The 21,443-nt window shown below is 73.3% G+C and carries 18 protein-coding genes and 1 pseudogene; 8 read left to right on the forward strand and 11 right to left on the reverse strand.

The features are described 5' to 3' along the window. Window positions 1-429 precede the first annotated feature (429 nt). A complete protein-coding gene (locus ACFWWR_RS37165; RefSeq protein ID WP_383867116.1) occupies window positions 430-1,587 on the forward strand; it encodes an ROK family protein in 1,158 nt (385 codons plus the stop codon). A 76-nt stretch (window positions 1,588-1,663) separates the two neighbouring features. On the opposite strand, the gene ACFWWR_RS37170 is transcribed toward ACFWWR_RS37165, so the two are convergent. Further along, a complete protein-coding gene (locus ACFWWR_RS37170) occupies window positions 1,664-2,425 on the reverse strand; it encodes a GntR family transcriptional regulator (protein ID WP_383867118.1) in 762 nt (253 codons plus the stop codon). 193 nt (window positions 2,426-2,618) lie between these two features. After that, window positions 2,619-3,503: an RNA polymerase sigma-70 factor gene (locus tag ACFWWR_RS37175; protein WP_383867119.1), complete on the reverse strand. Its 885-nt coding sequence runs from the start codon at window positions 3,501-3,503 to the stop codon at window positions 2,619-2,621. A gap of 152 nt (window positions 3,504-3,655) precedes the next feature. Here ACFWWR_RS37175 and ACFWWR_RS37180 point away from each other — a divergent pair, with 152 nt between their 5' ends. From ACFWWR_RS37180 to ACFWWR_RS37190, 3 genes are all read left to right on the forward strand, one after another. Then, on the forward strand, window positions 3,656-4,486 hold the full coding sequence (locus tag ACFWWR_RS37180; RefSeq protein WP_383867121.1) for an alpha/beta fold hydrolase: 831 nt from the start codon (window positions 3,656-3,658) through the stop codon (window positions 4,484-4,486). A gap of 287 nt (window positions 4,487-4,773) precedes the next feature. Continuing rightward, window positions 4,774-6,348, forward strand: a complete 1,575-nt coding sequence (locus ACFWWR_RS37185; RefSeq protein ID WP_383867123.1) for an alkaline phosphatase D family protein — start codon at window positions 4,774-4,776, stop codon at window positions 6,346-6,348. A 129-nt stretch (window positions 6,349-6,477) separates the two neighbouring features. After that, window positions 6,478-7,932, forward strand: coding sequence for a GNAT family N-acetyltransferase (locus ACFWWR_RS37190; RefSeq protein WP_384308043.1), 1,455 nt, complete (start codon window positions 6,478-6,480; stop codon window positions 7,930-7,932). On the opposite strand, the gene ACFWWR_RS37195 is transcribed toward ACFWWR_RS37190, so the two are convergent. Beyond that, entirely contained in the window at window positions 7,929-9,146 is a 1,218-nt protein-coding gene (locus ACFWWR_RS37195; protein ID WP_383867127.1) for a trans-sulfuration enzyme family protein, read from the reverse strand. The two genes, ACFWWR_RS37190 and ACFWWR_RS37195, sit on opposite strands and share 4 nt — an antisense overlap. Before the next feature lie 59 nt (window positions 9,147-9,205). Between ACFWWR_RS37195 and ACFWWR_RS37200 the strand changes: the two genes are divergently transcribed. Next, window positions 9,206-9,700: an Lrp/AsnC family transcriptional regulator gene (locus ACFWWR_RS37200; RefSeq protein ID WP_383867128.1), complete on the forward strand. Its 495-nt coding sequence runs from the start codon at window positions 9,206-9,208 to the stop codon at window positions 9,698-9,700. A gap of 33 nt (window positions 9,701-9,733) precedes the next feature. Further along, the gene (locus ACFWWR_RS37205) at window positions 9,734-11,425 is read left to right on the forward strand and encodes a DUF885 domain-containing protein (protein WP_383867130.1); all 1,692 of its coding nucleotides are present in this window, start codon (window positions 9,734-9,736) and stop codon (window positions 11,423-11,425) included. A gap of 137 nt (window positions 11,426-11,562) precedes the next feature. On the opposite strand, the gene ACFWWR_RS37210 is transcribed toward ACFWWR_RS37205, so the two are convergent. Continuing rightward, window positions 11,563-12,078: an immunity 21 family protein gene (locus tag ACFWWR_RS37210; RefSeq protein WP_384308045.1), complete on the reverse strand. Its 516-nt coding sequence runs from the start codon at window positions 12,076-12,078 to the stop codon at window positions 11,563-11,565. Window positions 12,079-12,121: 43 nt separating this feature from the next. Beyond that, on the reverse strand, window positions 12,122-12,610 hold the full coding sequence (locus tag ACFWWR_RS37215; RefSeq protein ID WP_383867134.1) for a rhodanese-like domain-containing protein: 489 nt from the start codon (window positions 12,608-12,610) through the stop codon (window positions 12,122-12,124). A gap of 125 nt (window positions 12,611-12,735) precedes the next feature. Here ACFWWR_RS37215 and ACFWWR_RS37220 point away from each other — a divergent pair, with 125 nt between their 5' ends. Further along, window positions 12,736-13,182, forward strand: coding sequence for an Lrp/AsnC family transcriptional regulator (locus tag ACFWWR_RS37220; RefSeq protein ID WP_383867136.1), 447 nt, complete (start codon window positions 12,736-12,738; stop codon window positions 13,180-13,182). Here ACFWWR_RS37220 and ACFWWR_RS37225 read toward each other — a convergent pair. From ACFWWR_RS37225 to ACFWWR_RS37240, 4 genes are all read right to left on the reverse strand, one after another. After that, a complete protein-coding gene (locus tag ACFWWR_RS37225) occupies window positions 13,143-13,463 on the reverse strand; it encodes a hypothetical protein (RefSeq protein ID WP_384308047.1) in 321 nt (106 codons plus the stop codon). The two genes, ACFWWR_RS37220 and ACFWWR_RS37225, sit on opposite strands and share 40 nt — an antisense overlap. Before the next feature lie 46 nt (window positions 13,464-13,509). After that, entirely contained in the window at window positions 13,510-16,653 is a 3,144-nt protein-coding gene (locus ACFWWR_RS37230; RefSeq protein ID WP_383867140.1) for an AAA family ATPase, read from the reverse strand. Then, window positions 16,650-17,816 carry an exonuclease SbcCD subunit D gene (locus ACFWWR_RS37235; protein ID WP_383867142.1) on the reverse strand — a complete coding sequence of 389 codons (1,167 nt, stop codon included), beginning with the start codon at window positions 17,814-17,816 and terminating at the stop codon, window positions 16,650-16,652. Before ACFWWR_RS37235 ends, ACFWWR_RS37230 begins: the two co-directional genes overlap by 4 nt. Window positions 17,817-18,374: 558 nt before the next feature. Further along, window positions 18,375-18,818 carry a hypothetical protein gene (locus tag ACFWWR_RS37240; protein WP_383867144.1) on the reverse strand — a complete coding sequence of 148 codons (444 nt, stop codon included), beginning with the start codon at window positions 18,816-18,818 and terminating at the stop codon, window positions 18,375-18,377. Between the two features lie 9 nt (window positions 18,819-18,827). Here ACFWWR_RS37240 and ACFWWR_RS37245 point away from each other — a divergent pair. Next, window positions 18,828-19,699: pseudogene (locus ACFWWR_RS37245) on the forward strand (helix-turn-helix transcriptional regulator). Window positions 19,700-19,720: 21 nt separating this feature from the next. Here the strand turns inward: ACFWWR_RS37245 and ACFWWR_RS37250 are convergent. Both ACFWWR_RS37250 and ACFWWR_RS37255 read right to left on the reverse strand, forming a co-directional pair. After that, window positions 19,721-20,701 (reverse strand): NADPH:quinone reductase, encoded by a 981-nt coding sequence (locus ACFWWR_RS37250; protein WP_383867146.1) that lies wholly within the window; start codon window positions 20,699-20,701, stop codon window positions 19,721-19,723. 88 nt (window positions 20,702-20,789) lie between these two features. Further along, window positions 20,790-21,416, reverse strand: coding sequence for a YigZ family protein (locus tag ACFWWR_RS37255; protein WP_383867147.1), 627 nt, complete (start codon window positions 21,414-21,416; stop codon window positions 20,790-20,792). Window positions 21,417-21,443: the final 27 nt, after the last annotated feature.

Genomic DNA, 21,443 nt, shown 5'->3' on the forward strand with positions numbered 1-21,443 from the left:
GCCGGTGGACGAGGCGGACGACCGGGACCAACCCGCCGGTGTGCCCGAGCTGCCGACCGACCACAACCCGACGGAGGCCCCAACGCCCGGCCGACCGCAACCCGGCCGAGCTACCTGAACCCGTCGGGAAGCCCCAGCCCCGACCGACCACGACCCGCCGGAGGCCACAACGCCCGGCCGACCGGAACCCCTCAGTGGACGAGGCGGACGACCGGGATCAACCCGTCGGTGGGCCGAGTTGTCGACCGACCTGACCCCGTCGGAAGGCCGCAGCCCCGACCGACCACAACCCGCCGGAGGTGCCAGCGCCCGGCTGACCGGAACCCGTCGGTGGGGCCGGGCGGGCGGCTCGCGCGGCCCGGCACTCGCCGGGGTGCGCCGCGCCGAGTACGATCCGGCCAACACGCGCACGAGCTGGGAGGACGGACGTTGGGGCGGCTGACCGGCGGGGATCCCTCGCTGCTGCGAAGGATCAATTCCGCGGTGGTGCTGCACGCGCTGCGCGCCACCGACTGCGCGACGCTGACCGAGATCACCCGGGTGACCGGACTGTCGCGGCCGACCGTCGAGGGTGTCGTCGAAGGGCTCATCGAGGCGGGTTACGTCGTCGAGAAGGCGGCCGACGAGAGCGTCGTACGACGGCAGGGGCGGCCGGCGCGCCGGTTCCGGTTCCGCGCCGAGGCCGGTCATCTGCTGGGCCTGGAGATCGGAGCGCACCGCATCGCCGTGCTCCTCTCCGACCTGGACGGCCGGATCATCGGGGCGCAGGCCAAGGACGTCGACGAGACGGCCTCGGCGGACGAGCGCCTGGAGCGCGTGCGTACCGCGGTGGCCGAGCTGCTGCGCCGGGCCGGGATCGCGCGAGGCTCCCTGCGGGCCGTGGGGGTCGCAACGCCGGGGATCGTCGAGGCGGACGGAACGGTTCGGCTGGGGACCGCGCTGCCCGAGTGGACGGGGCTGCGCCTGGGCGAGCGGCTGAGCCGTTCCTTCAAGTGCCCGGTCCTGGTCGAGAACGACGCCAACGCCGCGGCGGTCGCCGAGCACTGGAAGGGCTCCGCCATCGAGTCCGACGACGTCGTGTTCGTGCTGGCCGGGCTGAGCCCGGGTGCCGGCGCCCTGATCGGCGGGCAGCTGCACCGGGGTTACGGCGGAGCGGCCGGCGAGATCGGTGCCCTGCACCTGCTGGGCCGCGAGGTCACCCCGGAGACGCTGCTGTCCACCACGGACAAGCCTCTGCACCCCCTGGACGAGCAGGCCGTCGCCAAGGTCTTCGCGCAGGCCCGCGAGGGCGACCAGCGGGCCCGCGCGGCGGTCGACCGCTTCATCCAGCGGCTCGTCCACGACGTGGCGGCGCTCGTGCTGGCCCTCGATCCGGAACTGGTCGTCGTCGGCGGCTGGGCCGCCGGTCTGGACGGCGTACTGGAACCCCTGCGACGCGAGTTGGCGCGCTACTGTCTGCGGCCCCCGAAGGTGGCCCTGTCCCTCCTGGGCGAGGCCGCCGTGGCGACGGGCGCACTGCGGCTGGCGCTCGACCACGTGGAGGAGCAGTTGTTCGCGGTGGAGGGCACGGTGACGGCGCGCCGCTGAGGGCCGCCGTCATGGAACAGCGCCCCGGAAACGGTTCCGGGGCGCTCGACGCGGGGCAACACGGGGCACTACGGGGTCAGGACGCCCGGCGCTCCGGGCCCTGGTGGATCTCCACGCCGCCGGAGTCCCCGAAGGTCAGCCGGCAGGTGTCCGCGCGGTACGTGGCGACGGAGACCGCGGCCGTGCGGCCCTTGGCGATGTAACGGGTGGTGACCACCAGGACGGGCGCCCCGGGGAGCCGGTCCAGCTGCCGGGCGTCGTCCGCGCGGGCGGAGCCCAGCTCGACGGCGCTCTCCTGGCCGTCCAGCTCCAGTCGCTGCAGCTCGCGCAGCACGGCACGCGCGCGTGCCGCTCCGGCGGGCGCGTCTATGGCGGAGAGGTCGGGCACCGCCGATTCCGCGACGTAGAGCAGTTCGGCGGCCACGGGCTGGCCGTGGGTCGTACGGGAGCGGCGCACCACGTGGACGGTCTGGTCGGCCGCGGTCTCCAGCGCGGCGGCGACGGCCGCGGGCGGCACCTCGGGGGTGGAGTCGACGGGCTGCCAGTCGTCGCCGGCCGCGCCCGGCCAGGCGTGCTGTTCGGTGCCGACGGCCACGCCCACGCGCGGCGGGGCGACCGTCGTACCGACTCCGCGACGGCGCTGGAGGCGGCCTTCCAGTTCCAGCTGTTCCAGAGCCTGACGGAGCGTGGCGCGGGCCACGCCGAAGCGGGCTGCGAGGTCGCGCTCGTTGGGCAGGATCTCGCCCACCGTGAACTCGGTGTCCAGTGCCTCACTGAGTACGGTCTTGAGATGCCAATACTTCGGTTCCGGCACCGTTTCCAACTGCGTGGTCCCCACCCTGTCCTCCGCAATCGCCGTGATCCGGCGGCGTTTCAGCGCCCTTGTTTATTAAAGGTTGTTGCACTTCTCTGCGACCATAAGACGGCCCCCACCCTTGGTCAAGACCAATCCTCGATCCCCGGCCCAACGGATGACGGCGTCGCCGCACAGCGTTCACAAGGCGTTCGTACGGCGGGCCGGGTGCCGAGTGTCAGAGTGCCGCCAGCGATCGCAGTTTGTCGGGGTTGCGGATGATGTAGACGGACTGGATGCGTCCGTCCAGGACGTCCAGCTGGAAGACGGAATCGGGCTTGCCCCCCGACCCGACCAGGATCGCGGGGCCCGCGTTGAGCTCCAGGAGGCGGAAGGACACGTCGGGGACGCCCTTCTGGGCGGCGCCGAGGAGGAAGCGGCCCACCTTGTCGGCCGTCTCCAGGACCCGCAGCGGGGCCTTCGACTTGCCGCCGCTGTCGCCCACGAGGCGGACGTCCGGGGCGAGCAGCGACATCAGCCCCTCCAGGTCGCCCTCACCGGCGGCGGCGAGGAACCGCTCGGTGAGGTCGCGGCGCTGGACGGGATCGACCTCGTAGCGCGGCCGGCGCTCCTCGACGTGTCTGCGGGCCCGCCCGGCGAGCTGCCGCACGGCAGGTTCGCCGCGCTCCAGCATGGCGGCGATGTCGGCGTACGGGTACCCGAAGGCCTCCCGCAGGACGAACACCGCGCGCTCCAGCGGCGACAGCGACTCCAGGACGACGAGGACGGCCAGGGAGACGGAGTCGGCGAGCACCGCCCGCTCCGCGGTGTCGGGCACGGTGTCCCCGAAGTCGGTGACGTACGGCTCCGGCAGCCACGGGCCGACGTACGTCTCACCGCGCGCCTTGACCTGGCGCAGCCGGTCGATGGCGAGGCGGGTGGTGACGCGCACCAGGTAGGCGCGCGGTTCGCGCACCTCGGTGCGGTCGGCGCCCGACCAGCGCAGCCATGCCTCCTGCACCACGTCCTCCGCGTCGGCCACCCGCCCGAGCATGCGGTAGGCGACGCCCAGAAGGACGGGGCGGTGCTCTTCGAAGACGTCGGTCACGGTGTCGGCGGTCACGGCTCCATCCCAGCGGACGCCCGCGGTCGTGTCCAGGCGGCCGCGGTGGCGCGCCGCCCAGGGACCCCAAGGGGCTACCCGCCGGTAGCAATTGCTGACAAGCTGTCTACCCCGCGTTCCACCAACGAGCCCCACCGTCGAGGAGCAGACCCATGTCCACCACCGTCTCCTTCAAAGTGCCCTCGCCCCATGGCCCCCAGCCCGTCACCGTGTCCTACACGCGCGCGGGCCGTGGCGAACCGCTGCTCCTGCTGCACGGCATCGGGCACCACCGACAGGCCTGGGACCCGGTGGTGGACATCCTCGCGACCGAGCGCGACGTGATCGCCGTGGACCTGCCCGGGTTCGGGGTCTCACCCGGCCTGCCCGAGGGCCTCTCGTACGACCTGCCCACGACCACCTCGGTGTTCGGCGCCTTCTGTGAGGCGCTGGAGCTCGACCGGCCGCACGTGGCGGGCAATTCGCTCGGCGGTCTGCTCGCCCTGGAGCTCGGCCGCGACCGGCTCGTGCGGTCGGTCACCGCCCTTTCCCCGGCCGGGTTCTGGTCGCAGGCCGAGCGGCGCTACGCCTTCGGCGTGCTCCTCGCGATGCGGCGGATCGCCGAGCGGATGCCGCTCCCGATGGTCGAGCGGCTGGCGCGCACGGCCGCCGGTCGCGCGGCCCTGACGAGCACCATCTACGCCCGCCCGACCCGCCGCTCCCCGGAGGCCGTCGTCGCCGAGACGCTCGCGCTGGCGCGGGCGACGGGGTTCGCCGAGACCCTCCGGGCCGGCGCCGCCGTCCAGTTCACCGACGACGTGCCCGGCGTCCCCGTCACCCTCGCCTGGGGCACGAAGGACCGCCTCCTCATCCGGCGCCAGGGCGTACGCGCCAAGCAGATCATCCCTCGGGCACGGCTGGTGCGGCTGCCCGGCTGCGGCCACTGCCCGATGAACGACGACCCGGCCCTGGTCGCTCGCGTCATCCTCGACGGCAGCCGCTGAGGCGCTCGGTTTCATTCCCTTACGCCGGGAGACGGACCGCCGCCCGGCCGCACCGCGCGAACCGCCCGGCTTCCACCCACCGAGGCCGGGCAGGCACGGACGGGGTGCGACTCTCCGCGAAGCGGGGCCCCTTGCTCCGCGTCCGCGTCCTGCCGGTTGCCGGCGGCGCCGGTCCCCGTCCGGCGGTCAGTTGTCCACGTGTTCACTCGCGGTTTCCGTGTGGGCTGCGCCGTACCAGTAGTTGTGTCACTGCACACTGGCCGGAACCCGTCCCCGGAGGCGCAACCATGACACACCGTCCGTTCCCGGGCCGCCGCAGCGTCCTGCGCGGCTCGCTCGCCGCCTCGGCGGCCCTGACCCTGCCCGCCGCCGCCGGCGCGGCGCCCGCCTTCGCGTTGTCCGGGCGCCCGGGGGCGGGCTGGGGCGTGCAGACGGGAGACGTCACCAGCGACTCGGGGCTCGTGTGGGTTCGCTCGGACCGTCCGGCGCGGATGGTCGTGGAGACGTCCGCCACCGAGTCGTTCCGCAACGCGCGCAGATGGCACGGGCCGCTGCTCGGCGCGGGCACCGACTTCGCGGGGACGACCCGGCTGCGCGGGCTGCCGGCGGGCGAACAGATCCACTACCGGGTGCTGCTCGCCGACCCGGACGACCCGCGCCGCACCGGCGAGCCGGTGACCGGTACCTTCCGTACGGCGTCCGACAGGCGACGCGACGGCGTGCGGTTCGTCTGGTCCGGCGATCTGGCCGGACAGGGCTGGGGCATCAACCCGGAGCTCGGCGGCTACCGGATCTACGAGGCCATGGGCGCCCTCGACCCGGACTTCTTCCTCTGCAGCGGCGACAACATCTACGCCGACGGCCCGCTCACCGAGACCGTGGCCCTGCCGGACGGGCGGACCTGGCGGAACATCACCACCGAGGAGAAGTCGAAGGTCGCCGAGACACTGGCGGAGTTCCGCGGCAACTTCCGCTACAACCTGCTCGACGAGAACCTCAGGCGGTTCAACGCCCGGGTCCCCTCCGTCATCCAGTGGGACGACCACGAGGTCACCAACAACTGGTTCCCGGGGGAGATCCTCGCCGACCCCCGGTACAAAGAGAAGAACGTCGACGTGCTCGCCGCCCGCGCCCGGCAGGCGTTCTCGGAGTACTTCCCGATCTCGACACTGCGCCGCCCGGACGGCCGGGTCCACCGGGTGCAGAATCACGGCCCGCTCCTGGACGTCTTCGTCCTGGACATGCGCACGTACCGCGACGCGAACTCGCCGGACGAGCAGACCACCGACCCGCAGGGCATCCTCGGCCGCGAGCAGCTGGAGTGGCTCAAGCGCGAGCTGGCCCGCTCCCGGGCCGTGTGGAAGGTGATCGCCTCCGACATGCCGCTCGGCCTGGTCGTGCCGGACGGCACGGACGGGAAGCCGAACTTCGAGGCGGTCGCGCAGGGCGACCCCGGCGCGCCGCTCGGCCGGGAACTGCAGATCGCCGAGCTGCTGCGGTTCGTCAAGCACCGGCGGATCACCGGCACGGTCTGGCTCACGGCCGACGTCCACTACACCTCGGCCCAGCACTACGACCCGTCGCGGGCCGCGTTCAAGGACTTCGCGCCGTTCTGGGAGTTCGTCTCCGGACCGCTCAACGCGGGCGCCTTCCCGGCGAACACGCTGGACGGCACCTTCGGCCCGGACCGCGTCTTCGTCAAGGCGCCCACCACGGCCAACGTCTCTCCGGCGGGCGGGTACCAGTTCTTCGGCGAGGTCGACATCGACGGGGACAGCGGAGAGATGACGGTACGGCTGCGGGAACAGGACGGCACCGTGTTGTTCACACAGGTGCTCCAGCCGGGCCGGGTCGGCCAGTAACGGCCATCTTCAGCCGGCAACGACCACGTCAGAATCGTATAAAGAAAAACAAAAGGTACGGAACTATCTTTTACCGATCAGTCACAAAGCGTTCGTGATCACGCAACACCGTTCCTCCACAGTGGCTGCATGATTCGAAAAGTGTCCGACGTGACACGCACCAAGAACGGTCGCCCCGTCCACCACTGGCGGCGCGACGTGATCGAACTCGCTGCCCTGTTCACGGCCGTGGCGGTGGCGGACGCCGTGGCGAACCTGGTCGGGCACGGGCCCGACGGCCCCGCGCTGCTGACGGTCTCGGCGATCGTCCTGATCGCCACGGCGGGGTTCCACACATGGTGGGCACGCCGCCACGGTCACGCACCCCCGACGGGCGATATCGGTGCCCGGCCGCTGCCCACGGAGCAGCAGGCCGGGCCGTCCGACCAGGCGTCGGAGACATCGGACCCGGTGGCCGGGGAGAGCACGCTGTGGCGGATGCGGACCACGGTGAAGGACGCCCCGGGCTCGCTGGCCGCCCTGTGCACGGCCCTCGCCGGGCAGCGGGTCGACATCCTCAGCCTGCAGACGCACCCGCTGGCCGACGGCACCGTGGACGAGTTCCTGCTGCGCGCCCCCGGCGACGTCGCGGGCGGCGAGATCACCCGCGCGGTCGCGCTGGCCGGCGGCAGCGACACCTGGATCGAGCGGGCGGACGCCCACGACCTGGTGGACGCCCCGACCCGGGTCCTCGGCCTCGCCGCCCGTACCGCCCTGGACGCGGCGGAACTGCCGCTCGCGCTGCGGCAGTTGCTGGGCCGGTGCACCATCCGCTCGCTGCCCGCGAAGCCGGTGGCCGGTGGCGGCGAAGGACCGGAGGCGGTGCCCGCGGAGGGTGTCCTGGAGGACACCGTGATGCGGCTCCGGGCGCCGGAAGGCGGAGTGATCACCGTGGAGCGGCCGTACCTGCCGTTCACGCCGACCGAGTTCGCGCGCGTGCGCGCCCTGGTGGAGCTGGACGCGCGGCTCGGCCCCCGGGTGCCGCGCAGCCACGACGTGCTGACGCTCCCCGAGGGCAGCGACATCACCGTGCGCCGGGCCGACACGGGCGACCTGGAGGGCGCGAGGGCGATGCACGAGCGGTGCTCGCAGCGGACCCTCGGCATGCGGTACCACGGCCCGGTCGGTGACGCCGACCGCTACCTCAACCACCTGCTCAGCCCCCGCTTCGGCCGGACGCTCGCCGTGCACACCGCCTCCGGGCGCGTCGTCGGCCTCGGTCATCTGCTGTGGGACGGGGACGAGACAGAGGTCGCGCTGCTCATCGAGGACGCCTGGCAGCGGCGCGGCATCGGCGGCGAACTCCTCGGCCGGCTGGTGGCGATGGCCGTCGAGGCCGGCTGCGCGAGCGTGTACGCGGTGACGCAGGCGTCCAACACCGGCATGGTCGCCGCGATGCGGAGCCTGGGGCTCCCCCTCGACTACCAGATCGAGGAGGGCACCCTGGTGATCACGGCCCGCCTGGACACGGCTTCGTTCGTGGCTGGGCCGGCGTACGAGCAGGAGCAGGAGCGGGAGTTCAGCGAGGAGACCGTCCGGGACTAGGCGCCGCGGACCTCTCCGGCCGGGTGAACGGTTCGACCGACGGTGCCGAACCGTTCACCCAGCGCCCGGTCCAGGTCCTCCCACAGGTCCTCGACGTCCTCGAGGCCCACCGACAGCCGCAGCAGGCGGTCGCTCACGCCGGCGCCACGCCGGTCCTCGGCGGCCACGATGCGGTGGCTGATGGACGCCGGGTGCTGGATGAGGGTGTCGACGCTGCCGAGGCTCACGGCCGGAGTGATCAGGCGGACGCCGCCGATGACCTCGTGCGGGTCGCCCTGCACCTCGAAGGCGATCATCGCGCCGCCGATGCGCGGATAGTGGACGCGGCCGACGCGCGGGTCGGCCGCGAGGCGCCGGGCGAGTTCGCCGGCGTTCGCGGACGCGGCCCGTACCCGCACCGGCAGGGTCGCGAGGCCGCGCAGCAGCAGATAGCCGGCCAGCGGATGCAGCACACCGCCCGTGGCGAACCGGACCTGGCGCAGTCGCCCGGCGAACTCCTCGTCGCAGCCCACGACCCCGGCCATGACGTCCCCGTGCCCGCCGAGGTACTTCGTCGCGCTGTGCAGCACCAGCCTGGCGCCGTGCTCGGCGGGTCGCTGGAGCACGGGCGTGGCGAAGGTGTTGTCCGCGAGCAGCGGCACGGAGCCGCAGGCGTGCGCGACGGCCCTCAGGTCCACCTCGGCGAGGGTGGGATTGGCCGGGGACTCCACCATCACCAGGCCGGTGTCCGGCCGCAGCGCGTCCGCGATCCCCGCCGGGTCGGTCCACGTCACCTCGGAGCCGAGCAGCCCCGCGGTGAGCAGGTGGTCGCTGCAGCCGTACAGCGGGCGTACGGCCACGACGTGGCGCAGGCCCAGGGACGACCGTACGAGAAGGACGGCGCTCAGCGCGGCCATCCCGCTGGCGAACGCCACCGCGGCCTCGGTGCCCTCCAGACGGGCCAGGGCGGTCTCGAAGCGGGCGACGGTCGGGTTGCCGAGCCGCCCGTAGACGGGCGGGCCGTCCGGCTCGGCGCCCGTGGTCGCGAAGGCGTCGATGCGGGCGGCCTCACCACGGCTGTCGTACGAGGGATAGGTGGTGGACAGGTCGATCGGCGGGGCGTGCAGTCCCTGCCGGGCGAGGTCGTCGCGGCCGGCGTGGACGGCCTCGGTGGCCAGTGCTCTCGTGGCGGTGCGTACGGCGTCGTACGACGCCTCCCTGCTCGCTGTGTCCATGACGGAAGGGTGAACACCGCGCGGGTCACCGGGGTGGATCCCCGTGCTACGTTCGGCCGATGCCCGAATCTGTCGTACTGGATCCGGTGGACCTGCATCTGCTGCGGCTGTTGCAGAACGACGCCCGGACCACCTACCGGGACCTCGCCGCGCAGGTCGGCGTCGCCCCGTCGACCTGTCTGGACCGGGTGACCCGGCTGCGCCGCGCGGGCGTCATCCTCGGCCATCAGCTCCGGCTCGACCCCGCCAAGCTGGGCCGTGGCCTGGAGGCGCTGCTGTCCGTGCAGGTCAGGCCGCACCGGCGGGAGTTGGTGGGCCCGTTCGTGGAGCGGATCCGGGCGCTTGCGGAGTCCCGGACCGTCTTCCACCTCACCGGCCCGGACGACTACCTCGTCCATGTGGCCGTCGCGGACATGACCGACCTGCAACGCCTGGTCATCGACGAGTTCACGTCCCGGCGCGAAGTGGCCCGCGTGGAGACCCGGTTGATCTTCCAGCAGTGGGACTGCGGGCCCCTGCTCCCGCCCGCTACGCCCTCGGCTCAATCCGGGTGACGTGCGGCGGCCCGTCGTACGAGGATGGTCCCCATGTCTGAGACCAAGAGCCCGCTGCCCCGTGAGGTCGCCGACGCCTACGTCGACGAGCTCGTCGCCCTCGACCCGGTCACCGGTACGTATCTCGGCGTGAAGGAGAGTTCCAGCCGACTGCCCGACCTCTCGCCCGCGGGCCAGGAGGCACTCGCGGAGCTGAACCGGGCCACGCTGGCGCGGCTCGACGAGGCCGAGCGGCAGCCCGGTGCGGACAGTGACATCGAGCGCCGGTGTGCGCGGCTGCTGCGTGAGCGGCTCAGTGCGGAGCTTGCCGTGCACGAGGCGGACGAGGGACTGCGCGCGGTCGGCAACCTGGGCACGGTCGCGCACTCGGTGCGCGAGGTCTTCACGGTCACGCCGACGGACACCGACGAGGACTGGGCGGCCGTCGCCGAGCGGCTGCGCGCGGTGCCCACCGCCCTGGCGGGCTACCGCGAGTCCCTCACGCTGGGCCTGGAGCGCAAGCTGTACGCGAGCCCGCGGCCGACGGCCACCTTCGTCGAGCAGCTCACCGAGTGGGCCGACACGGACGGCAAGGGCCGCGGCTGGTTCGAGGACTTCGCGTCGGCCGGCCCCGACCCGCTGCGCACCGAGCTCGACGCGGCCGCCCGCGCGGCGACCGCGGCCGTGGCCGAGCTGCGGGACTGGATGCGCGAGGTGTACGCGCCGGCCATCGAGGGCGCCCCGAACACGGTGGGCCGGGAGCGCTACGCCCGCTGGTCCCGCTACTACAACGGCACCGACCTCGACCTCGACGAGGCGTACGCGTACGGCTGGGCCGAGTACCACCGGCTGCTCACCGAGATGAAGCAGGAGGCCGAGAAGATCCTGCCCGGCGCCGAGACGCCGTGGGTGGCGCTCGCCCACCTCGACGAGCACGGCAAGCACATCGAGGGCGTCGACGAGGTCCGCGACTGGTTGCAGGGCCTGATGGACCAGGCCATCGAGTCGCTCGACGGCACGCACTTCGAACTCGCCGAGCGGGTCCGGAAGGTGGAGTCCCGGATCGCCCCGCCGGGCGGCGCGGCGGCCCCCTACTACACGCCCCCGTCGGAGGACTTCTCGCGCCCCGGCCGCACCTGGCTGCCGACGATGGGCCAGACCCGCTTCCCGGTCTACGACCTCGTCTCGACCTGGTACCACGAGGGCGTCCCGGGCCATCACCTCCAGCTCGCGCAGTGGGTGCACGTCGCCGGGAGCCTCTCCCGCTACCAGGCGTCCGTCGGCATGGTCAGCGCCAACGCGGAGGGCTGGGCCCTGTACGCGGAGCGGCTCATGGACGAGCTCGGCTTCCTCACGGACGCGGAGCAGCGGCTCGGCTACCTCGACGCGCAGATGATGCGGGCCGCCCGGGTCATCGTGGACATCGGCATGCACCTGGAGCTGGAGATCCCCGCCAACTCCCCGTTCCATCCGGGCGAGCGCTGGACGCCCGAACTGGCGCAGGAGTTCTTCGGCGCGCACAGCAGCCGTCCGGCGGACTTCGTGGAGAGCGAGCTGACCCGCTATCTGACGATCCCGGGGCAGGCCATCGGCTACAAGCTCGGCGAGCGGGCCTGGCTGCTCGGCCGGGAGAACGCCCGCGCGCGGCACGGCGACGCCTTCGACCTCAAGTCCTGGCACATGGCGGCTCTTTCGCAGGGCTCGCTGGGCCTCGACGACCTGGTGGACGAGCTGTCTCAGCTGTAGCCCGTCAAGGCGTCAGCGCCGTGGGCAGCCCACCGAGTCGATCACGTTGCCGGTGATCCGGCCCGCCTCGTCCGTCGCAAGCGACGCGATGAGGCGGGCGACGGTGTCCAGTCGAGGGGCCGGGCCCCGCCCCCGGGTCAGTCCGGCAACCGCCGCAGCTGGACGAGTCCGAGCCACGTCTCAGGTCCCGGCCGCACCTGGGCCGCGCGCACGGAGTACCGGCCCGGTTCGAGTACGACCCTGACGTGGTCGGTGTGTGCGGAGCCGGTGCCGGGCCAGGCCGCGTCGAACAGGAGCACCGCGCCCGGCACGTTCCAGAGCACCTCCGGCTCCCATGCCGCAGCGTCGAGCGCCGTCGGCACCTCCGCGAGGAGCGCGGCCTCGGAGTCGGCCGCGGACCACCGTACGAAGGTCTGGTGCTCCGCCAGATAGGTGGTGGAGGCGGGATCGTCGCCGAACACCAGCGCGGCGCTGTCCCCGACGGGCAGCAGCCCGATGAAGCCGTCCACCTCGCACGCCCGGTCGTAGTCGGACGCCGTCTCGTCCCCGTCGGCTCCTGCCCAGAACGGCAGGACCGTCTCCGGCACCGCTATGAGCGGACCGCCGCCCGACTCCACCCACTCCACCGTGCCCGGCTCCGCGTATCGCACCATGCGCCAGAACCTACACTCCCGCAAAGTCCAACGGACTGCGGCCTCAACAGCCGCAGTTCGCCGCGTCCGCCGGCGCGGTCAGCGGATCGGCGCCGCGCCGCTCGCGGCCCTGCCAGGTCTCGAACTCGAAGCCCTCACGCACCCAGTACTCGAAGCCGCCGAGCATCTCCTTGACGTGGTAGCCGAGTTCGGCGAGGGCGAGGGCGGCCCGGGTGGCGCCGTTGCAACCGGGACCCCAGCAATACGTCACGACCGGCACGGACTTGTCGAGGAGCTGCTCGGCCTGCTCGGGGACGAGCGCGGTCGGCAGGTGGACCGCGCCCGGCACGTGGCCCTGGTCCCAGGACTCGGTGGAGCGGGAGTCGAGGACGACGAAGCCGGGGTCGCCGTCGGCCGCGAGCGCGGCGGCGACGTCGGACACGTCGGCGTGGAAGACGAGGCTCGCCCGGAAGTAGGCGGCGGCAGCGGCAGGAGCGGCGGGGGCGACGCGCAGAACGGGGTTCACGGCGGTCGGCGTGGGGGTGGTGGTCATGTCGAGGCCCTTTTCTGTGGTCGTTCTCCGTGACCAGAAATCTACGGCCGGTGATCCACGACCTGAAGTGGCATTCCACGGCGTAAGCCTTGCTGGGCCGGGGATTCCCCTGCTATCTCTCGGACATGAGCGTGTATTCCCCGGACGCCACCGACTGGCGCATCCTCGATGTCCTCCAGCGGGAGGGCCGGGCCAGTTTCGCCGAGCTGGCCCGTGCCGTGTCCATGTCGCCGAGCGCGGTGACCGAGCGGGTACGGCGGCTGGAGGAGGCCGGCGTCATCAAGGGGTACGCGGCCGTCGTGGACCCCGAGCGGCTCGGTCTGCCGATCCTGGCCTTCGTCCGGCTGCGCTACCCGAACGGCAACTACAAGCCCTTTCACGATCTGGTCGCGGCGACGCCGGAGATCCTGGAGGCGCACCATGTGACGGGCGACGACTGCTTCGTCATCAAGGTCACGGCGAGTTCGATGCGCCATCTGGAAGAGGTGTCGGGCAAGATCGGCACCCTGGGTTCGGTGACCACGAGCGTCGTCTACTCCTCGCCGCTGCCCCGGCGGCCTCTGGGCCGCTGACGTCGGCACCCTGCGCGGGTGGACCGATCGATCACGAAGTGGGCGGTGAGCTGTTTCGGGCGTGGCGGTGAGCGGCCCGTCGGTCGTGGTCGCCCCTCCCCGTGCCGCCGGATGGTCGTCGTGTCCTTCGGGTGGGCCGGCCCGGCTCCGTTCAGCGTCTCGCCGGTGCCCTCCAGGTCCTGGCCGAGCGCTTCGGGTCGGCGGAACACCTCGGCACGCTCCTCGGCGGTCATCGCGTCGGTCGCCGCCGGATCGGCGTACATCAGCACCACGTTCTTCATGTCCCCGGCCTGGCACCGAATCCGGTGCGGGGACGCTGTCACCGCGTTATCCGACACCCCGCTGCCGCAGCACCGACCCCGAGCGCCCCTTCACGACCTCCAGCTGGGCGTGGATGCGGCGGCGCAGGTCGGCGACATGGCTGACGATGCCCACGCTGCGGTCGCGTTCGCGCAGCGAGTCGAGGACGTCGAGGACCTCGTCGAGGGTCTGGTCGTCGAGGCTGCCGAAGCCCTCGTCGATGAAGAGGGTGTCCAGGCGGACCCCGCCCGCCTCGTCGGTGACGACGTCCGCGAGGCCGAGGGCGAGGGCGAGGGAGGCGAAGAAGGTCTCGCCGCCGGAGAGTGTCGCCGTGTCCCGCTCCCGGCCGGTCCAGGCGTCGACGACGTGCAGTCCGAGGCCGCTGCGTCCGCGTCCGCTGCGGTCGTCGGAGTGCACGAGGGTGTAGCGGCCGGACGACATGCGCCGCAGCCGTGCGGTCGCGGCGGCGGCCACCTGTTCCAGCCGGGCAGCCAGCACGTACGACTCCAGCCGCATCTTGCGTTCGTTGTCCGCCGAGGTGCCGGCGGCGAGGCCGGCCAGGCGGGCCACGCGGTCGTACTCCTCGCGCAGCGGCGCGAGGCGTCGTACGCCCGCGGCGGCTCGCGCGGACAGACGGTCGAGTTCGGTGCAGCGGCGGGCCGCGGCGTCGCGCGCGGAGGCGGCGTCGCGCAGTCGCCGGTCCGCGGCGGCCGCGGTCCGCTCCGCCGCGGTGAGGTCGGCTGCGGGCTGCTGGGCGGCGGCCGCGGTGTCGGCCTCGGCGAGGACGGCGCGTACGGCCGCTTCCTCGGACTGCCAGGCGTCCAGTCGCCGTTGCAGCTCGCGGTGGGCCGCGTCGTCGAGGAGGGCGGCGGCCGCGGCCTGCGGGGTGTCGAACCCGGCGCGGAAGGCGGCGTCCGCGAGACGGGCGTCGGCGTCCTTAAGGCGCTGGGCGGTGTCCTCGGCGGCGCGTGCGGTGTCGGCGGCGTCGGTGAGCAGCGTGACCCGCTGCTCCAGCTGCGCGGCCCGCGCGGTCACGCTGTCGGCGGCGCCGCGCGCCTGCGCCAACTCCTCTTCCAGGGTTGCCTTTTCGCGGTCGAGCCGCTCGCGATGGCCGACCCGGGAGGCGGCTCGGACCGCCGCCTGCTGCTGGGCGGCGGTCCGCTGCTCGTGCTCGGCCAGGGCCCGGCGCAGCTCCTCGTGCGCGGGGTGCAGCACGGAGGCATCCCGGCGGGCCTGCCCGTAGAGCCGCTCCAACTCCTCCGCCTCTTCGGCGAGTTGGTCGGTGGGCGTGTCACCGGCCTCCGCGGTGGCGGCGGCCAGTGCCTCGCGCACGACGCCCAGGCGCCGTTCGTCCTCGGCGCGCCGTTCGTCGGCGCTCTGGTAGGCGGCGAGCGCGCTCTCCTCCGCCTCGCGGCCCACGTGCCCGGCGATCTTGCGGGCGGGGGCTGGGTGTTCGGTGGCTCCGCAGACGGCGCACGGCTCGCCGTCGGCGAGGTTCGCGGCCAGTTCGGCGGCGATACCGTTCAGACGCTGTTCCTTGAGGTCGAGCCAGCGCGTGCGGGCCTGTACGGCCAGTTCGGCCGAGGCGAGTGCCCGGCGCTGCGCGGCGTCGGTGTCGACCGCGAACTGGTCGCGCTGCCGGGCCGCGCGGAGCCGCTTCTGTGCGGGTTCGCGCTGGACGGCGAGCTGTTCGGCCCTGGCAGCGGCGTCCTGCGCGGACTCGATACGGCTCTGCAGTGCGGCCCGGGTCGCCTCCCACCCCGCGAGCCAGGTCTCGGCCTCCTGCCGGACGTCCTCGTCGTCCCGCTCCTGACGCTCCAACGCGGCCCGTTCCGCGACGAGTTCCGCCAGCCGGCGCTCACCGCGGCGGGCGGACTCCAGCCCGCCCAGCTCCTCGGCGGCCCGCCGTGCGGCGGCGGCGAGTCCGGCGGCACCGGCGTCGGCGAAGGCGACCGGCCGCCGGGCAAGCGCGCACAGGTCCGCACCGGCCTCCCGCGGTCCGGCATGCGCCTGCCCACCGGCCTCCTCCGGTCCCGCATTCTCCTGCTCTTCGCCGAGAACGGCGCCGGGCGGGAGGCCCGCCTGCCCGTCTCCGAGGGCAGCCGGCAGCAGGGCACGCGCGCGCGCCTCCGCCGCCGCGGCCCGCCGGTGTTCGGTGTCCGCCGCCTCCCGCAGGTCCAGCGCGGGTGCCACCGCCTCCGCCTTGCGGGCCCGGTGCATGCGCTCCTGCGCCTGGTGGTAGCCGTCGGCGCGCTCCTCCAGCAGCGCGGCCCGCTCCCGCGCGTCGGCGAACCGCCGCTGCAACCGGGCAAGTTCGCGTACGTCGGCCAGCGCGCGGTCGGCCGCCGCCTGGGCGGACTCGGCGGCCGTGAGGCGGCAGTGGGCGATCGTCAGCTGTTCGCGGACGGTGCTGCGGGCGATCGCGGCCGCACCCAGGACGGCGTCGGCCAGGCCGGGTTCGCCCGCCGTCAGGTCCGGCAGTTCCATGGCGGCACCGGCGGCCTGCTGCATGCGGTGCGCGTCGGCCAGCAGCTCGGAGTCCCCGTCACGCACCTGGGTCTCGGTGGCCCGGCGGCGTTCGGCGAGCCGCTTCTCGACCTCGGCGAAGCGGTGGGTGTCGAAGAGACGGCCGAGCAGCCTGCCGCGCGCCTCGGCGTCGGCGCGCAGGAACCGCGCGAAGTCGCCCTGGGGCAACAGGACGACCTGGCAGAACTGCTCGCGGCTCATGCCGAGCAGCTGGGTGACCTCCTCGCCGATCTCCTGGTGGGAGCGGCTCAGGTCCTTCCAGGCCCCGGCCGCCGCGTCGTACTCGCGCAGCCAGCTCTGGGCCTTGTCGAGCGTCGTGCCCGAGCCGCGCTTCTTGGGCCGCTCCCAGGGCGGCTGCCGGGTGATCTCCAACCGGCGCCCGGCGACGGTGAGTTCGAGACGCACCTCGGTGCGGGTACCGGCCGCGGCGTGGTCGCTGCGCAGGGTCATCCCCTGACCGGACTGCCGGGCGCCCGGCACGGAGCCGTACAGCGCGTAGCACACGGCGTCCAGGACGGAGGTCTTGCCGGCGCCGGTCGGCCCGTGCAGCAGGAAGATCCCGGCTGCCGACAGGTCGTCGAAGTCGACGGTCTGGGCCCCGCCGAAGGGCCCGAACGCGGTGATCTCGAGCTGGTGCAGCCTCATCGCGCCACCTCTCGCACGGCCTCGTCCGCACGCGCCGCGTCGAACGCGTCCCGCAGCACCACCTGCTCGTGCTCGTCGGGTCCGGCGCCACGCACGTGGGCCACGAAGTCCTCCGCGATCTGCTGGTCGGTGCGCCCGGCGAGCCGCCTGGCGTACGACACGGCGGGGTCGTCCGCTGCCCGCTCGGGGTCGAAGGCGAGGCTGAGCGTGTGCGGGAAGCGCTCGCTGAGCCGGGCCATGGGGTCGGCGGGGCGGACCGGGTCGGTGAGGGTCGCCTCGATCCAGGCCTCCTCGTGCCGGCCGAGGTCCGGGTCGACGAGCAGTTCCTCCAGGTGTCCCCGGATGCGGGCCAGCGCGCGCGGGACCGGGCAGTCGACGCGCTCGGCGGTGACGGAACCGTCGGCGTCCAGGTCGACGAGCCACATGGTCTTGCGATGCTCGGCCTCCGAGAAGGAGTACGGCAGCGGGGAGCCGGAGTAGCGCACGCGCTCGGTGATGGTCTGGCAGCCGTGCAGGTGCCCGAGTGCCGCGTAGTCGACGCCGTCGAAGACACCTGCGGGCACGGCGGCCACTCCCCCGACCGTGATGTCCCGCTCGCTGTCGCTGGCCTCGCCCCCGGTCACGAAGGCGTGCGCGAGAACGACGGAACGGGTGCCGGGCGCGCGCGTGGCGAGGTCCGCGCGGACACGGTCCATGGCGGCCGCGAGCACGGCCTCGTGCCCGGCCCCCCTGTCCACTCCGAACTCGTCCTTCACCAGGGCGGGTTCGAGGTACGGCAGGCCGTAGAAGGCCACGTCACCGTGGGCGTCGGACAGCACCACCGGCGTGCCGCACGCCGACGGATCGGTCCTCAGATGGATGCCCGCGCGGTCGATGAGGCCCGCGCCCACGCCCAGCCGACGGGCCGAGTCGTGGTTCCCGGAGATCATCACCGTGGGCGCGCCGAGGTCGGCGAGTCGGTGCAGGGCGTCGTCGAACAGCTCGACCGCGGCGAGCGGCGGCACCGCGCGGTCGTACACGTCCCCCGACACGACGACGGCGTCCACGCCGCGCTCGCGCACGGTCGTGACGAGGTGGCCGATGAACTCCGCCTGGGCCCCGAGCATGTTCACCCGGTGGAAGGCCCGGCCGAGATGCCAGTCGGAAGTGTGCAGCAATCTCACAAACCCGCTCCGACCCGCATATCTCCCCCTACAACACCCCTGGAACCAGCACGAACCAACACAAGCTCGCCGTCAGCATCCACCACGCTAACGCCTGCCGGTACCTGATCCACCACGAACCTCTGTCCGTCACCCCATCCGACGGCACATGACCGTGAATGTCCTTGATGCGCCGATTGGCGAAGTGACCGGTGGGACCGGCGAGTCGCCGACTGCACGCCCTCGCTCGGGGAACGACCGCGTCCCGCCCATGGGTTCGCCCCTCGGTGACGACGACTCGGCGGAACCACGCGCGGGCCCAACACGAGCCCGACGCCCCGCGGAGGACGAGGGAGGCGCCGGCGAAGAGCGAGCTTTTGCTGTGCGGGGGCAAGGTGGCGCCCCCGCACCCGGCCCGTGCGATGGTCACCGGCCGGGGCGACGCAGCAGGTCATGGTGGCGGCGGGCGGACGAGGACTCGCCCTGCAAGACGATCGACGCGTTGACTCAGGCCGACCCGCCGCCCGGCGCGAGCGACCGCCTTCCGCCCGAAGGCGGGGCATCGTGCACGCGGCCGGTTCAGGCCGACGGGCGGTTGCCCGGTTCGCCGTGCCCTTGCCGAAACCGTGCGAGTCCGACGAGGGCAACTCCCGCCGCGGCCACGGCGATCAGCATGATCAGAGCCATCGGCAGTGAGCTGTCCTCCCCGAAGAGACCGACCAGCGGCGAGGCGAGGGCCCCGAAGAAGAACTGGAGGCCGCCGAGGAGCGCGGAGGCCGCACCCGGCGCGGTCCGGCCCACGGCCTGCCCGATGCTCATGCCCGCCGGAAAGACCAGGCCGACCCCGCCGACCGTCACGAAGAGGGTGATCCAGGTGCCGGCCAGCGTCTCGCCCACGGCCACGACCAGCAGGACCTGCGCCAGCGCGCCCAGCGCGGAGACCCCGACGCCGGTCGCGAGCAGGGTGTTCAGCCGTACGCCCCGTCCGGCCAGCCGGGAGAAGACGGCTCCGGCGGCCAGCATGCCGACCGCATTTTGGGGCGGTTGCTGCGGGCCCGACGGGCGCGGGTGACCCCCGCCGACGCCGGTCTCCCCGAGGGCCCGGGACTGCGCCGCACCCCCGGCCTGCGGCGCGAGGAGCTGGCCACCCTCGCCGGGGTCAGCATCGACTACTACACCCGGATGGAGCGCGGCAGGGAGACCAACCCCAGTCCCTCCGTCGTCGACGCCCTCGCCGCCGCGCTGCTGCTGGACGGCGACGAACGCGAGCACCTGCGTGATCTCGTCGCCCGCGCCGCCCGTACCCGGTCCGGGCCTTCCGAGGCGCCCGGCCGGGCCCTCGCACCCGGCGTCGAACGGCTGCTGGAGAGCATGCGCCCCCGCCCCCATCCCGCCCACGTGGTCGACCGCACGATGGAGCTGCTCGCCTGGAACCCCGGCGGACTGCGCCTGATGGCCGGGATGGCGGAGTGGCCCCCGGGCAGCGCAACATCGTCCGCTACCTCTTCCTGCACCCCGCCGCCCGCGCGCTGTTCGAGGACTGGGAGAACCAGATCCGCGGCTGCGTCGCCCGTCTGCGCACCCTCGCCGGCACCGAACCGGACGCCCCGGACCTCACCGGCCTCGTGGAGGAACTCCTGAGGAAGAGCCCGGACTTCGCGCGGCTGTGGGAGGACTACGACGTCTTGGGCAACACCACCGGCCGCAAGACCTTCCACCACCCCGAGGCCGGCGAGGTCACCTTCGGCTACCAGGGCATGGAGCTGGAAGGCACCCGCGGTCACCGCCTGGTCGCCTATCACGCCGAGCCCGGCACCGCGGAGTACGACGCCATGCTCCTGCTGGACGCGACCGCCAACGAGCCCGCCGCCGTCAGGAAACCGGAATCCCGCACTTCACGCTGACGACCGGGATCCGCGCACGCCTCAGTCGGGCACCGTGACCAGCACGCGGCCCCGGCTGCCGCCGTCGACGTGGTCGTGGGCCTTCGCGATCTCAAGCAACGGGTACAGCTCGCCGATGTCGGCCTTCAGGGCGCCGACGGCGGCCGCGGCGGTGAGGTCGCGGGCCGCCTGCCGCTTCGCCACGGCGGGGAAGTCGTCGCTGCCGAGCAGGCGCAGGGTGACGTTGGCGAACAGCAACGGCCAGAACCGCAGTTGAGGCCGGTCGTCGCGGGTGGCATAGGCGGCGATGACGGCGTCGTTCGCGACGACCGCGGTGTCGAGGTCCGCGTTGTCGGACAGGGAGACCTCGATGACACGGTCCACGCCGTTCGGGGCGTGCGACCGGATCGCTCCGGCGGGGTCGTCCTGGTCGAGGGCGACGGCGTGGGCGACCACGGCCGGGTCGACGCGGTCCAGGTCGCTCCAGCGGGTCACGGTGCCGATCACGGTCGCCCCGCCCCAGCGCGCGAGCTGCGCGGCCATCGAGCCGACGCCACCGAGCACGCCCTGCACGAGAACGATCCGGCCGTCGACGGGGCCGTCCGCGAAGACGGTGCGGTGGGCGGTGATCCCGGGGATGCCCAGGCTCGCGCCGAGGGTGTCGTCGAGGTGGTCGGGCAGGGGGACGGCCAGGTCACCGGGGACGACGGTGTACTGGGCTGCGGTGCCGAACGGCCGGTAGGACTGCGCGCCGTGGATCCACACCCGCTGTCCGAGGCGGCGGCGGTCGACGCCGTCGCCGACGGCGTCGACGACCCCGGCCGCGTCGCTGTGCGGGATCACCCGCGGGAAGGGCATGGACGAACCGAGCCAGCCGCGGCGCTTCTTCGTGTCGCCCGGATTCACCCCGCACACCCGGACCCGCACGCGCACCTCACCGGGATCGGGCCGCGGGTCGGGGAGTTCGCCCACCTGAAGCACTTCGGCGGCCGGCCCCTGCCGGTCGTACCAGGACGCGAGCATGCGCGACTCCTGTTCTCTCACGACGGACGTGCTCGTCGAGCCTATGCGGGCCGCGGGTGGGCGGCATGCGCGGAGTGCGGCTGCGGGATCAGACGTCCCCGTACGCCTCCCCGCCCAGTTCCAACGCGGCCGTTCCCGCGGTCGCGTCCGCGAGCCAGGCCCGGAAGGCCTCGACGTCGGCGTCCGGCAGGCCGATCTCGATCGTGACCGCCTCGCCGTAGCGCACGTCCCGCACCTGGCGGCCAGTCGCCCGCAGGTCGTTCTGCACCTTGCCGGCGCGCTGGTGGTCGACCGTCACCGTGGCCAGTCGGAAGCGGCGGCGGGTAAGGGTGCCGAGGGTGTCCAGGGCCTCGCCGACCGCTCCGCCGTAGGCCCGGATGAGCCCGCCGGCGCCGAGTTTGACGCCGCCGTAGTAGCGGGTGACGACGGCGACGACGTACCGCATGTCGCGGCGCAGCAGCATCTGGAGCATGGGGACACCCGCGGTGCCGCCGGGTTCGCCGTCGTCGCTCGCCTTCTGGATGGCGGCGTCGGCGCCGATGACGTAGGCGAAGCAGTTGTGCGTGGCGTCCGCGTGCCGCTTCCGGATGCCCGCGACGAAGTCCTGGGCCTCCTGCTCGGTGGCCGCCGGGGCGAGGGCGCACAGGAAGCGGGAGCGGTTGACCTCGGTCTCGTGCACGCCCGCGCGGGCCACTGTGCGGTACTCGTCCTGCATCGGGCCACCCTATGCGGGCTGATCCGC

Source organism: Streptomyces sp. NPDC058678 (assembly GCF_042714835.1).
Classification (GTDB): domain Bacteria; phylum Actinomycetota; class Actinomycetes; order Streptomycetales; family Streptomycetaceae; genus Streptomyces.

What these genes read in the sequence shown, in the direction of transcription:
- ACFWWR_RS37185 (WP_383867123.1), top strand. Translation starts at nt 4,774, where the DNA reads ATGACACACCGTCCGTTCCCGGGCCGCCGCAGCGTCCTGCGCGGCTCG.
- ACFWWR_RS37220 (WP_383867136.1), top strand. Translation starts at nt 12,736, where the DNA reads ATGAGCGTGTATTCCCCGGACGCCACCGACTGGCGCATCCTCGATGTC.
- ACFWWR_RS37195 (WP_383867127.1), bottom strand. Translation starts at nt 9,146, where the DNA reads ATGGACACAGCGAGCAGGGAGGCGTCGTACGACGCCGTACGCACCGCC.
- ACFWWR_RS37180 (WP_383867121.1), top strand. Translation starts at nt 3,656, where the DNA reads ATGTCCACCACCGTCTCCTTCAAAGTGCCCTCGCCCCATGGCCCCCAG.
- ACFWWR_RS37230 (WP_383867140.1), bottom strand. Translation starts at nt 16,653, where the DNA reads ATGAGGCTGCACCAGCTCGAGATCACCGCGTTCGGGCCCTTCGGCGGG.
- ACFWWR_RS37200 (WP_383867128.1), top strand. Translation starts at nt 9,206, where the DNA reads ATGCCCGAATCTGTCGTACTGGATCCGGTGGACCTGCATCTGCTGCGG.
- ACFWWR_RS37205 (WP_383867130.1), top strand. Translation starts at nt 9,734, where the DNA reads ATGTCTGAGACCAAGAGCCCGCTGCCCCGTGAGGTCGCCGACGCCTAC.
- ACFWWR_RS37250 (WP_383867146.1), bottom strand. Translation starts at nt 20,701, where the DNA reads ATGCTCGCGTCCTGGTACGACCGGCAGGGGCCGGCCGCCGAAGTGCTT.
- ACFWWR_RS37190 (WP_384308043.1), top strand. Translation starts at nt 6,478, where the DNA reads ATGATTCGAAAAGTGTCCGACGTGACACGCACCAAGAACGGTCGCCCC.
- ACFWWR_RS37215 (WP_383867134.1), bottom strand. Translation starts at nt 12,610, where the DNA reads ATGACCACCACCCCCACGCCGACCGCCGTGAACCCCGTTCTGCGCGTC.
- ACFWWR_RS37255 (WP_383867147.1), bottom strand. Translation starts at nt 21,416, where the DNA reads ATGCAGGACGAGTACCGCACAGTGGCCCGCGCGGGCGTGCACGAGACC.
- ACFWWR_RS37210 (WP_384308045.1), bottom strand. Translation starts at nt 12,078, where the DNA reads ATGGTGCGATACGCGGAGCCGGGCACGGTGGAGTGGGTGGAGTCGGGC.
- ACFWWR_RS37225 (WP_384308047.1), bottom strand. Translation starts at nt 13,463, where the DNA reads ATGAAGAACGTGGTGCTGATGTACGCCGATCCGGCGGCGACCGACGCG.
- ACFWWR_RS37240 (WP_383867144.1), bottom strand. Translation starts at nt 18,818, where the DNA reads ATGCTGGCCGCCGGAGCCGTCTTCTCCCGGCTGGCCGGACGGGGCGTA.